At 58.0% G+C, this 11,983-nt stretch carries 10 protein-coding genes; 8 read left to right on the top strand and 2 right to left on the bottom strand.

What is annotated here, in order from left to right; all coding sequences use genetic code 11:
- Nucleotides 1-588 (top strand): hypothetical protein (locus ACP5E6_RS12850; RefSeq protein ID WP_427954642.1); only part of this gene is annotated, 588 nt, incomplete at its 5' end.
- A gap of 213 nt (nucleotides 589-801) precedes the next feature.
- Here ACP5E6_RS12850 and ACP5E6_RS12855 read toward each other — a convergent pair.
- The gene (locus ACP5E6_RS12855; RefSeq protein WP_427954644.1) at nucleotides 802-1,464 is read right to left on the bottom strand and encodes a DUF2459 domain-containing protein; all 663 of its coding nucleotides are present in this window, start codon (nucleotides 1,462-1,464) and stop codon (nucleotides 802-804) included.
- Between the two features lie 314 nt (nucleotides 1,465-1,778).
- Here ACP5E6_RS12855 and ACP5E6_RS12860 point away from each other — a divergent pair, with 314 nt between their 5' ends.
- The 6 genes from ACP5E6_RS12860 to ACP5E6_RS12885 all read left to right on the top strand — a co-directional run bounded on the left by ACP5E6_RS12860 (nucleotide 1,779) and on the right by ACP5E6_RS12885 (nucleotide 9,709).
- Nucleotides 1,779-4,397 carry an AMP-binding protein gene (locus ACP5E6_RS12860; protein WP_427954645.1) on the top strand — a complete coding sequence of 873 codons (2,619 nt, stop codon included), beginning with the start codon at nucleotides 1,779-1,781 and terminating at the stop codon, nucleotides 4,395-4,397.
- Nucleotides 4,398-5,353: 956 nt separating this feature from the next.
- Nucleotides 5,354-6,295 (top strand): substrate-binding domain-containing protein, encoded by a 942-nt coding sequence (locus ACP5E6_RS12865; RefSeq protein WP_427954646.1) that lies wholly within the window; start codon nucleotides 5,354-5,356, stop codon nucleotides 6,293-6,295.
- Between the two features lie 49 nt (nucleotides 6,296-6,344).
- Nucleotides 6,345-7,088, top strand: coding sequence for an ATP-binding cassette domain-containing protein (locus ACP5E6_RS12870; protein ID WP_427954648.1), 744 nt, complete (start codon nucleotides 6,345-6,347; stop codon nucleotides 7,086-7,088).
- On the top strand, nucleotides 7,085-8,050 hold the full coding sequence (locus ACP5E6_RS12875) for an ABC transporter permease (protein ID WP_427954649.1): 966 nt from the start codon (nucleotides 7,085-7,087) through the stop codon (nucleotides 8,048-8,050). The genes ACP5E6_RS12870 and ACP5E6_RS12875 overlap by 4 nt, the downstream gene beginning before the upstream one ends.
- Before the next feature lie 301 nt (nucleotides 8,051-8,351).
- The gene (locus ACP5E6_RS12880; protein WP_427954651.1) at nucleotides 8,352-9,260 is read left to right on the top strand and encodes a ribokinase; all 909 of its coding nucleotides are present in this window, start codon (nucleotides 8,352-8,354) and stop codon (nucleotides 9,258-9,260) included.
- An 11-nt stretch (nucleotides 9,261-9,271) separates the two neighbouring features.
- Nucleotides 9,272-9,709, top strand: a complete 438-nt coding sequence (locus ACP5E6_RS12885) for an RbsD/FucU family protein (RefSeq protein ID WP_427954652.1) — start codon at nucleotides 9,272-9,274, stop codon at nucleotides 9,707-9,709.
- A gap of 66 nt (nucleotides 9,710-9,775) precedes the next feature.
- Here ACP5E6_RS12885 and ACP5E6_RS12890 read toward each other — a convergent pair whose 3' ends face one another.
- Nucleotides 9,776-10,036 (bottom strand): hypothetical protein, encoded by a 261-nt coding sequence (locus ACP5E6_RS12890; protein WP_427954654.1) that lies wholly within the window; start codon nucleotides 10,034-10,036, stop codon nucleotides 9,776-9,778.
- 32 nt (nucleotides 10,037-10,068) lie between these two features.
- Between ACP5E6_RS12890 and ftsH the strand changes: the two genes are divergently transcribed.
- Nucleotides 10,069-11,934, top strand: coding sequence for an ATP-dependent zinc metalloprotease FtsH (gene ftsH, locus ACP5E6_RS12895; protein ID WP_427954655.1), 1,866 nt, complete (start codon nucleotides 10,069-10,071; stop codon nucleotides 11,932-11,934).
- The last annotated feature ends 49 nt before the right edge of the window (nucleotides 11,935-11,983 follow it).

An 11,983-nucleotide genomic window follows, 5' to 3' on the forward strand; every position in this document is an offset into this window, starting at 1 on the left:
CGGATTTTTCTCATCCTGATTGACGGCCGTTCTCATCCAGATTGTCGCGCTACAGGCTCCAGAACAGCGGGCCTGGGCGATCGCCCATCGTGCGCCTCTAGCCCTGTGCTGGCGGCACGGCGCGGTTCACTCGCCGAGAGCTTGGAGGTCGAACGTCAGCGCGAGCAGGCCGGATTTGAATTCGGCATCGAGCGCCTCGTGGACGGCACGGGAGCGGGTGACCCAGCTCTGGCCGGCGAAATGGGGGGACATCATGGTGAGCCGGTAATGACGTCCCGCGACCCCTTCCGCGTGACTGCCGTTCTCGGTGCGATGGGTGTCGCTGGCGTGCATGTGACTGTCGCCCTGGAGGACGAGATCAATGGGCGCAAACCGAGTTGTCACGATGGATTGCATCCGGTCAATACAGGCAGTCATGGCTGGAATGTGCGCTGTTCGGTGATGGTTGCCAAGTCGGGTGCAAAGGGCGGTGACGGTCCCGCTTATTTCCGCAAATCGCCGCCGGCAAACACCAGAAAGAGCGGGCGTTCCACACCATCAAAGTTCGCCATGACCGCGGGGCTAAAATCCGATCGCAAAGCCATCTGACCGGCCTGGAGCCGGAGCTTGAAGCTCTGATGGTTGGCATCCCGATCTGGACCTTTCTGGGCAGTAGACTCAAGATCCTCGGGCACAGACTCATTCAGCCGATCGACAATTAGGTCAGAACCAAAACCCGCCCCGCACAATCGGCGCCCACAGTCTTGGCCTCTTCAGTATCCTCCGCGCCTCCGGCTTGGAAACGATGGGCGCAAAATCGGATCATGGACTTTCTTGGGTCGCGATGCGGCGGGCGTCGTGCATCGTGGTGCTGGCGAAGACGACGCCGTGGGGGTTCATATTCAGTCCCGCGTCACGCAGGAGGGTGTCGGTCCAGGTGTTACATGTGAACCAGAAGTCGTAATGCTGTCGCGCGGCATAGAAGGCGCTGCCGGGGTAGTCGCCGGATGCGATACGCTCGGGTTGGCCATCTTTGTGGACGAAGTCGGACCAGAGAAACGTGTTCAGCCGGCGCATTTGTTGTGACGTGGCGTGGAGAGCGGCAACATGGGTAGGATTCCACGCCTGGGTCGGCGTGGTTCGAAGCCAGGTCACGATGATGACACCGCGCGCAGGAGCAAGGCCCCGGAAGAACCCGGCAACGTACCGAAGGGGTGATGCGCTCTTCGGAACCACGAAGCCTCGTTGGGCAAAGCCGAAGCCGACATAACGAGCGTCAGAGGCGACGATACTGCGCAAACCTCCGGTTGCGTCGGCTTGCCGAATATAGACCTGGGTGTGCCAACCAACGCCGACGACGAAGACATTGGCGTTGCCGGGGTGGGGGGTGAGGACCGCGCCAGAGCAACCAGAGAGGACGACCGGGGAGAATAGTGAGAGGACGACGAAGGTTTTGCGCGCCGGGCGGCCGGACTTAATTGTCATTTTTTCGAGTTCCTTCCTCCCGTGGTTGTTGGCAGGTCTGAATGGGCAGCAGTTGTAGGTGTCGTCTGACCACAATATCCGGTAAAACAGATTGTTACCTAGACGTTATGACATCTGTTTCGCATTGGTGAACATGCAATATTGCCGTTGAATTCCTAAGTGGAAATTAGGATTGAACGCTTCCAGTGTCAGGATGCGGACAGCTGAGGGATTCCAGGGGCCGGCCGTTCATTCTTTCGAGATCAACCGAAATCCGGCGCTTTGGGGACCATCATGGGTGCAAGGTTAACACCCGCTACAAAAGGAATTTGAACATGGGGCATCCACGGACGTTGCAGGAGTTGCGGGACGGATGGCGCGGTCATGGGAAACACCCTGCCATCGTCGCGATGAGCGAGGATAGCGTCGAACGGCTTGGCTACGACGAATTGTTCGACCTAAGCGCGAGTTTAGCGGCCGAAATCAGCAATCGCAAATTTGGCGGGCGGCCGGTGATAGGAATCATGATGCCGAATGGAATAGCGTGGGTCGGCACCTTCTTTGGTGCAGTGGCCGCAGGCGGTGTCGTGCTCCCGATCGATACGCAGCTGGGCGAGGATGATCTGAAGCGAATGATCGAACTGGCGAAATGCCGGTTGGTTTTTGCTGGCCCGCAGCAGGCAGGAAAGCTTCGGACCTTGGGCGGCTGCGAGGTCGTCGAAATCGGCGGACGGTCCGGAACGCTGCATTCGAACGAGCTGACGGGGCCGGAGTGGCCTCGATCCGGACCAGACGATGTCGCGGTACTGGCGTTCACCTCCGGGACTACGGGGCAACCGAAGGCGGTGCCGTTGAGCCATGCCAATCTGATGTCGAATTTTTCGGCGTTGAGACACGCCGCCATTATCGGCACGGAGGATCGTGCGGTGGTGCCGCTACCGCTGCATCACACCTATCCGATGACCGTAGGGATGCTGACAGTGCTGGGGACCGGCGCGTGCCTGATCCTTCCAGCCGGCGTCACTGGTAAGGACCTCGTGGCGGCGATCCGCGACGAGGCGGGAACGGTGCTCCTTGGTGTCCCACGGCTTTATACCGTGATGATGTCGGGGATCGAGGCTGAAATCGGAGCGCGTTCACGTGTGCTTGCCCGAATGCTGCCGCGGTTGCTGGCGGTCACCGCTCTATTCGGGCGCAGCACAGGTCTGCCGGTTGGGCGGTATATGTTCGCAAGCCTGCACAAGCGGATCGGCGGTTCGCTGCGTCTGATGGTGAGCGGTGGCGCAGCGCTTGGGGTGACGACAGAGACTCTCCTTGCCGGGCTTGGATGGCAGGTGCTGACTGGATACGGATTGACCGAAACCTCACCAATCCTGGCCTTCAATCGACCGGGGCACGTGCGTGTAGGCTCGTCCGGGCAAGCGTTGCCGGGAGTTTCGCTCAGGATTGCCCAGCCGGATTCAGCAGGAATTGGCGAGATCGAGGCAAAGGGTGCCTCGGTGTTCGGCGGTTACCACGATGACGTCACGGCGACCGAGCGTGCCTTTACTGCAGATGGCTGGTTCCGGACTGGCGATCTGGGGCGGCTGGACGCGCAGGGATATCTGTTCATCGAATCGCGGGCGACCGAGACCATCGTGCTCGCGAATGGAAAGAAAATTTCCCCGGAGCCGCTCGAGAAAATCTATGCACTTGACTCGATCATTCGGGAAATAGCGATCATGGGTCGCGAGGGACGGCTGGTTGGGCTCATTGTGCTCAATGACGACGAGGTTCGGCGGGCAGGTGCGCTGCGGGTGGAGGGGTTGATTCGCGACGTGCTCAACGGCCGCAGCCGCGCACTGGCGCCCCACCTTCATCTGAGCGGCTTTGCGGTCAGTCATGAGCCCTTGCCGCGCACACAACTCGGCAAGCTTCGCCGTCATTTGCTCGCAGAGCTGTACGAGCAAGCGTCCCGACATGAGCGGACCACGGGAGCGGAAGGCGCTATGAGTGAGCAGGATCGGCAGCTGCTCGACGCACCAGGGGCCGGTGTTCTTCTCGACTGGCTGCGTCGGCGGTTTCCGGACCAGACGGTCGATCTCGACAGCAGCCCGCAACTCGACCTCGGCATCGATTCGCTGGGCTGGACCGATCTGACGCTCGCGATGGCGCGTGAGGTTGGGATGACGGTCAGCGACCGGCAGATTGCTGAGATCATGACCGTACGTGATTTGGTTCGAATGGCACATTCAGATGTGACGGCGGGCGGCGCGTTGCGTGCGAATGGGTCAAGCGGAGGGGACGATCGAGCAGCGAGATGGCAACAGCCAATGGGGCCAGGGTTTCGCATCGTGCGGGCGGTAGGCGAAGTTACCGTGCGCGTGGGCATGGGGTCTTTATTTCGGCTGCGTGTGGTTGGGCGCGAGCTTCTGCCCGAACCGCCGTTTCTGATCTGCCCCAACCATATCAGCGTTCTTGATCCATTCGCGGTAGGCGCGGCGCTGCCACATGATCGATTGGCGGCGACCTACTGGATGGGGTGGACCGGGTTGCTGTTCTCTTCCCGGTTGCGGCGCGGGTTCAGCCGGGCGGCCCAAGTGCTGCCGATCGATCCTGATCGGGCACCGGGCGCAGCGATCGAACTCGGGGCGAAGGTTCTGGCGGAGGGACGGATCGTAATCTGGTTTCCTGAGGGGCGTCTCAGTCCTGACCAATCGTTGCAGCCGTTTCAACGCGGGATTGCTGCGGTGCTGGAGAGAACACCGGTGCCGGTGGTGCCCGCGTATATTTCTGGGACGGCCGACGTGCTAGCACCCGGCCGGTGGGTGCCACGGCTGCGCCCGATCACGGTAAGATTCGGTAAAGCCATCGACGCGACCGGTCGTACTTTTTCGGGTGACGTCAGCAACCGGCGGCGCGAGATGACCGAGGCTATTCGCGGGGCAGTCGCGGCGCTGTCAGCGGGCGAGTGACGGCTGTCACGCTGCCAACCGATATCGGATAGTCGCGGTTCCCGCTGCCCAACGATATGTGTGGACGACCCGATGGGTTCAAAGCTCTCCTATCCCCTCATTTCGTAATCGGCATGAAATTGCTGAATATGCCGATGCTATGCAGCAATTCTGTGAGGCAACAGGTCACGTCTCGGGAGCTTTTCAGGTGAGGCAATGCGGTCCCAGGTTGTTTGCCGCGCGGCACCCGCGGATTCGGTCGACACGAGACCGGCCTATCGCATTCCCGCTCTGGATTTGTATAGCATTCCGAAAGTCCGCGAACGGATCTTAAGGCTCCTTGGGGCGAGCGACACGCCGCTCAGCCTCGACCAGCTGTTGCCGGAGCCCAACGGAGAGTATGCAGCATCTCCACCGACGACTCTGCGACGCCGATCTGCCTGGACCAGCACATTCGTCGCCGGGCTGGAACTTGCCCGACAGGGAGAGTTGGTCATTGCGCAAGAAAATGTGTTCGACCCGATCATCGCCAAGCAGATTGCGGAAGGACGGGCGGCTCGCAGAAGAAAAAACGGTATGCCTGACATACGCCACTCCGCAGCTATACATGATGACGAGACAAGATCACGGGTCGGTCCAAGCCCACCGGCCAGGACCGTAGATTTCCCGCCACCTGCGGGCAGATTATCATCCCGTTCTGCCCGAAACGCCACCGCCTTTCCGCCCGATCATCCTGCCAACCTGGCCCCCGATCGAACGGACCTCGGTGAAATCCTTCCTCATTAAATCAACTTGGTAATATCCTCGGAGAACATCTCGCCTCAAAGCATCTTGATCTCGTGGCCTGACACCGTCATGTTGACACAACCGGAGACGCCGCCCAAGACAATTTCAACACAATCCAAGGCGCGACCGAACGGAACGAATTTACCAGTAAATACCGCCGCTGTGGCGGTGGCCATAAAGGGGGAACAATAATGATCGAAAAACAAAAAGGCTGTCTCGCCATCACTATGGCTATCACAGCTCTGGTTCTTACCGTATGGACCGGTTCCGCCCGCGCACAGACGGAAACGATTCCAGTCGCAAAACACTATACGTTCGGCATGCTGCTTTCGACTTTAAATAATCCATATTTCGTATCAATAAAGAAAGCGGCCCAATCAGAGGCAAAAAATCTCGGAGTTTCTCTGCTAATTGAAGACGCGAATAACAGTTCTGCTACTCAAACGAATCAGATCAACACACTTCTTGCTCGCAAGGTTGATGCCCTATTAGTCAATCCAACAAATGCAAAATCACTAATTCCGGCGATCCGTAAAGCCAATGCCGCCCATGTTCCCGTCGTTTTTATCGATCGAAAAACGGATGGCGGCAAAGCAATCGCATATTTTGCTTCGGACAATGTTGCAGCTGGTGCACTTGCATGCAAGTATATTGTTAATCGTCTTCACGGTAAGGGGAATGTTGCCATCCTACTCGGCATTCCAGGAGCATCGGCAACCAATGAGCGAAGTGTCGGATGCGATCGCGTGTTTGCACGCAATAAAGGTATCAAGATTGTGGCACGCCAGACGGCAAAATTCAGCCGCCAGGATGGGTTAACCGTGATGCGAGACATATTGATCGCCCATCCAACATTAAATGCAGTCTATGCGGAAAATGGTCAGATGGCGATCGGGGCCATGCACGCGATTGAGGCCGCCGGAAAGCAGAAGGACGTATTTATCACGATGATTGGGAGCGGCAGTGCCGAACAGACTGATTTAATCCGGGAGGGACATATCGCACTGAGCGTCGCCCAGCAGCCAGGGGTGATGGCCGCCATGGGGGTCGAGGCAGCTTATAACAAACTGGCGAGCGGTATGTTGTTCGTGCCGGTTCCACTCAAGATAGATCAGGCGCCTAAAGCACGCTAATTTGATGAGTTCGCTACCAACACAGGGGGAGGCTGAGGCTGCGCCCCCCTTGCTGAGGTTACATGACGTGCACCGGCGTTTCGGCGCCATCGAAGCTTTGCGGAGTATTAATCTTACACTGAATTCCGGCGAGGTGCTTGCGCTGCTTGGCGATAACGGGGCTGGCAAATCAACTTTGATCAAGATCATCGCTGGGGCCATGGCACCGAGTTCAGGTACGATCCAATTCGCCGGCGCTGCCGTGACGCGTTTTGATCCCCGGTACGCTCGTTCTCTTGGCATCGAGACAATTTATCAGGATTTAGCTTTAGCCGAAAATCTCGATGCCAGTGCGAACATTTTTCTAGGCCGAGAGCAACATCGTCGCATGTTCGGGCTATTGCCGGTCCTGGCGCGCAGCTCAATGCGTCGGGCGGCGATCGCTGCACTAGAAAGCCTTGATATACACCTTCCTGATATAACCCAACCAGTCGGCGGTATGTCCGGAGGACAGCGACAGGCGGTTGCGATCGCCCGTTCAGTCTACTGGAAGGCGCGCCTGGTTATCATGGATGAGCCGACTGCGGCGGTCGGCGTCAGCGAGCATGAGGCGATTTTGAAGCTTATCGAACGCTTGGCTGAGACAGGGGTCGCCGTTATTCTGATTACCCACACGATGGCCGACGTCTGGCGGGTCGCGACACGCATGATGGTTCTTACGCGCGGTGCGGTGGCGCTCGAGGGTGAGCCCGGTATGCACGATGAACAAACTGTCGTTGCCGCGATGCTTTTCGGTCGAGGCGGCGCGAAATGAGCTCCGCGTTGCGCAAGGTGCCCCGTCAAACGATCGTCAACATACTCATTCAGAATGGTGTTGTATTTGGTTTTATTACTCTTGTCATAGTCCTGGCATTTATTGCGCCTAATTTTGTCTCCCGCGCTAATTTGTTTTCGGTACTGACGCAAGCTGCACCTTTTATCCTCATGGCCGTTGGCGAAATGATTGTGGTCTTGGTAGCTGGAATTGATCTTTCAGTTGGTGCGGTAGCTGGATTTACGGGCGCTTGTGTAGCTATTCTCATTCATTCTGTTGATCTTGCCTGGCCAGTGGCTCTCATTATCGGGCTTTCAATTGCATTGATTATTGGTATCATCCAAGGGGTCGTGATCAACTATTTGCATGTGACCGATTTTATTGGTACTCTTGCAGGACTGTCGATCATCTCGAGCCTTACCCTAATCATAACGGCTGGAAATCCGATCTCGATTAGCGCAGCCGGTTTCGACGCGATTGCCCAGAACAGTGCATTAGGGGTGCCGATCCAGATCTGGTTGACGGGTGCAGTTGTTGTGATCGTTGCGATCTGGTTAGCCGTTTCTGCGACTGGCGTTCATCTTTATGCAATTGGCGGCAGTCGAATCGCGGCGTTTCGAGCCGGTATTCGTGTTCGGGCGATGAGGACCCTGACTTACGGTATTTCAGCACTCTGCGCTGGAATTGCAGGAATTGTATTTGCTTCGCAGCTCGGGAGTGCCGATCCTACAGCCGGGCGCGGCGACGAATTGACTGCAATTGCGGCCGTGGTCATCGGCGGTGTCTCCCTGTTCGGTGGCGTAGGATCAATTTGGGGTGTGCTCGTCGGGGCTCTTTTGATTAGCACCATTCTTGATGGACTGGTCCTCCTTAATGTGTCGCCGTTCTATACTCAATTGGTCGAGGGTGTTGTGATACTGCTTGCAGTGATGCTCGATTACGTCAAACGGCGTCCCTCATAATGATGGTTAACTACGCCGCAACCAGCACAACTTCGGCTTTTGCCAAATTGATGATACTCATCTCGATGGCATTTCCGCTGGGAGACCTGTCGTGGAGAATAACAATCACGGTATTCAGTGCGATCCGAACCCTGACTAATCCTCCATTGACCATTATCCGCGGCCTTGTTGGTGCTTCCAAACGACGTGTGCTCGCGAACCTACTCGCGCGCAATCGTACCCCCGTCATTGTATCCGCTCATCAGAGCCTCGTAGTGACGGTAGTCGGATGCACCGGTACCGCTCCCTCAGAATTACCTGCATGATCGTCATCGGCAGCATTAACATGGACATCGTGGCCCACGCGGAGCGCGCCCCCGGACCCGGCGAAACCGTTTTCGGCCGTGACTACGCTTTTTACCCCGGCGGCAAAGGTGCCAACCAAGCTGTCGCCGCCCGCCGGGCCGGTGCCGATGTTACCTTCTTCGGTTGTCTTGGCAACGACACCTATGGCGACACTCTCAACGAGGCTCTTTCCGCCGAGGGTATTGACCCCTCGGGCATAACCCGCGTCCCCACCCCCACCGGCATCGCATTTATTACCGTTGACGCAAGTGGCGAAAATAGAATCATCGTTATTCCTGGCGCCAACTACGCACTGAGATCGGCTGATTTGCCTAGCGTCTTTGAGCCGGGTACTGTCTTGTTGACTCAGCTTGAAATACCGATCCCGATTGTCATTGCGGCAGCTTCTTCGAACCGTGCTAGCGGTGGTACTACTATCCTCAATATCTCCCCGATCGCAGGACTTGACGCCGCGACTCTCATTGCACTTCGGGATGTGGCCGATATCCTCCTGATTAACGAAACTGAAGCCGCCGGTCTGCTCGCGCTCGAGCAATTAGGTAGTCCCGAAGCCGCCGCTCTTGATCTTGCCCTCGGTCATCGCGCCGCCATTATAACGCTGGGAGCCGATGGCGTAGTTTGGGCCGCCGCAACCTCTTCTGGCCCCTCCACAGGCCGCTTGCCTCGCCATAACATTGAAGTCATCGACACTACCGGCTGCGGCGATGCATTCGCTGGGGCCTTTTCTGCCGCGATCGAACGCGGGGAATCGATCTCTGCCGCTGTTGCATATGGCAACGCCGCCGGCGGCCTCGCTGCCACAAAGTCAGGCGCTCAGGCTGCCATGCCGACAGCCCAAGAAATCGACGATATTCTTAACGCCTGAAGGATAACGAAATGCTTCGCGGTCTTGATCCTTTGCTCACTGCTGACCTACTATATGCCTTGTGTGCCATGGGTCATGGCGATACCATCACTATCGTGGATGCCAATTTCCCCGCAGCCACTTGCGCACGCCGGCTGATCACTAACCAAGGCAGCGATGTTACGACTATGTTTCGTGCCATAGTATCCGTCCTTCCGGTCGACGACTTTCTGCCCAAACCGCTGCTGACCATGCAGATCGTGGGGGATGCGATTATAACCCCGCCCGCCGTTGCCGAAATCCACGAAGCCGCGTCGGCCATCGGCATCGAACCAGCCCGTTTCGGCACCGTTGATCGTCAGGAGTTCTATCAGCGGGCGCGTGACAGTTTTGCTATCGTCGCTACCGGCGACAGAAGGCTATACGCAAACATCATCATTACCAAAGGCGTATTACCCGAGTCCCTGTGACTCGAGGGTCAGGTCGGGCAATGTTGAGCTGATCAGATAAGGTGTGAGTCGACGAGACCTGGTCGATCATGCCGCCAGGTTGGCGGCGTAGTCGGTCCAGAGCGGAGACGCGTCGGCTCGGCCATAGCGGAATGATGTAGTGGAGAGACGATGGCGTTTCGGACGGAAAAGGGTGAGATGTGGCGCGACAAACACGGTAAGGCCGAAGTGCAGATCTTCGCGATGCGCTCGATGGCCAGCGGGGATGATGCAGAAGGCGATCGATCCTAAAAACAGCAGGTCGTCTCCCCACCAAAACAGGCTCGGTCTTCCATTGGTACCAGCCACCCTCTATCCTTATCCTAAGGTAGAGGTGCATCATGGACATCAAGCGCGAACACCACATCAATTTCTGGTACGTCATGATCGCCTTCAGCGGCGTCCTGCTGGCGCAAAGTCTGTTGTACCGGCCGACCGATACCAAGACTATCCCCTATAGCCAGTTCCTCGATCTGCTGCATAAAGACCAGATATCCAACCTGAAGATCGGACCGAACGACATTACGGGCGTATTTGTCCATCCAGAGGACAAGACGGTTCCGAATTTTGAGACCTATCGGGTCGATCCCACCCTGGCCCAGGACTTGGCCAAGACCGGGGTCAGTTTCGCCGGCGTCGCCGGGCCTGGGTTATTCGAGACATTTCTTGGCTGGACGATCCCGAGCCTCGCTTTCGTCGGGTTATGGCTCCTGCTGATACGGCCGATGGCGGGCGGACAAGGGCTGGGCGGCATGATGTCAATCGGCAAAAGCGGCGCCAAGGTCTATGTCGAAACCGGCGTTAAGGTGACGTTCGCGGACGTCGCAGGGGTCGATGAAGCAAAAGCGGAATTGCAGGAAGTCGTCGATTTTCTCAAAAACCCGGCGGAATATGGCCGGTTGGGTGCACGGGTGCCGAAAGGCATTTTGTTGGTTGGCCCGCCCGGCACCGGCAAGACATTGCTGGCGCGCGCCGTCGCTGGTGAGGCGGGAGTTGCATTTTTTTCGATTTCAGGTTCCGAGTTTGTCGAGATGTTCGTCGGTGTCGGCGCGGCGCGGGTCCGCGACCTGTTCGAGCAGGCGCGCAAGATGGCCCCGGCGATCGTATTCATCGACGAGCTTGACGCGCTCGGTCGCGCCCGCGGCGGGGTTTTCACCGGGGGTGGCCACGACGAGAAGGAGCAAACACTCAACCAATTACTCACCGAACTCGATGGATTCGACAGCAGCGCCGGTGTCGTGCTGCTGGCCGCGACCAACCGACCTGAAATTCTTGACCCGGCTCTATTACGTGCCGGAAGGTTCGATCGTCAGGTTCTGGTTGACCGGCCTGACAAGGTCGGACGGCTGGCGATCCTGCGCATCTACGCGGGTAAGATCAGACTCGATTCTTCGGTTGCACTCGAACAGATCGCCGCCCTCACGCCCGGCTTCACCGGTGCTGATCTTGCCAATCTGGTCAACGAGGCCGCGCTGCTGGCGACCCGGCGTCGTGCCGATCAGATTACACTCGAGGACTTCAACCAGGCGATCGAGCGGGTCATCGCCGGGTTGGAAAAGCGTAGCCGCCTGCTCAACCCGCACGAGCGCGATATTGTCGCCCATCACGAAATGGGACACGCGCTGGTGGCAATGGCATTACCGGGCACTGATCCCGTGCAGAAAATCACCATCATTCCCCATGGCATCGCCGCCCTGGGTTATACGATGCAGCGGCCGCTGGAGGACCGCTACTTGATGGATCGCGGTGAACTGCGCAACCGGATGGCGGTTCTGCTGGGCGGCAGAGCCGCCGAGAGCGTGGTGTTCGACGAGGTCTCGACCGGTGCCGCCGATGATTTCGCCAAGGCGACCGACATCGCCCGTAGCATGATCATGCGCTACGGCATGGACTCCGCGCTTGGCATGGTCGCTTATGAGGTTGAAGGGTCCGCCTTTATCGGCGGGCAGCCTGGAATGGATTTTCAACCGCGCCGCTATGGCGACCGAACCGCCGACGACATCGACCGTGCAGTGCGCAAACTTCTCGATGAGGCGTTCACGCGAGCCCGTGAAATTCTTGAACACAACCGCGTGCTGCTGGATCGTGCCGCAACCCAACTGCTCGCCAAAGAAACATTGGACGCCAATGACCTGAAAACGATCGCGGGACAGGTGAAGAACCCCGCCGCAGAACCGGATCGACCATTGGTATTGGCCACCAAATAAGGTACGCCCTGATCCGTCACCGGCACCGCCCTCCGATCTCGGTGTTCGT

The sequence above is a fragment of the Acidiphilium sp. genome (assembly GCF_049977125.1).
Lineage (GTDB): Bacteria > Pseudomonadota > Alphaproteobacteria > Acetobacterales > Acetobacteraceae > Acidiphilium.

Excerpts from the sequence above, each read along its gene's own strand:
- ACP5E6_RS12855 (WP_427954644.1), bottom strand. The coding sequence starts at position 1,464 with ATGACAATTAAGTCCGGCCGCCCGGCGCGCAAAACCTTCGTCGTCCTC.
- ACP5E6_RS12860 (WP_427954645.1), top strand. The coding sequence starts at position 1,779 with ATGGGGCATCCACGGACGTTGCAGGAGTTGCGGGACGGATGGCGCGGT.
- ACP5E6_RS12865 (WP_427954646.1), top strand. The coding sequence starts at position 5,354 with ATGATCGAAAAACAAAAAGGCTGTCTCGCCATCACTATGGCTATCACA.
- ACP5E6_RS12875 (WP_427954649.1), top strand. The coding sequence starts at position 7,085 with ATGAGCTCCGCGTTGCGCAAGGTGCCCCGTCAAACGATCGTCAACATA.
- ACP5E6_RS12880 (WP_427954651.1), top strand. The coding sequence starts at position 8,352 with ATGATCGTCATCGGCAGCATTAACATGGACATCGTGGCCCACGCGGAG.
- ACP5E6_RS12885 (WP_427954652.1), top strand. The coding sequence starts at position 9,272 with ATGCTTCGCGGTCTTGATCCTTTGCTCACTGCTGACCTACTATATGCC.
- ftsH (WP_427954655.1), top strand. The coding sequence starts at position 10,069 with ATGGACATCAAGCGCGAACACCACATCAATTTCTGGTACGTCATGATC.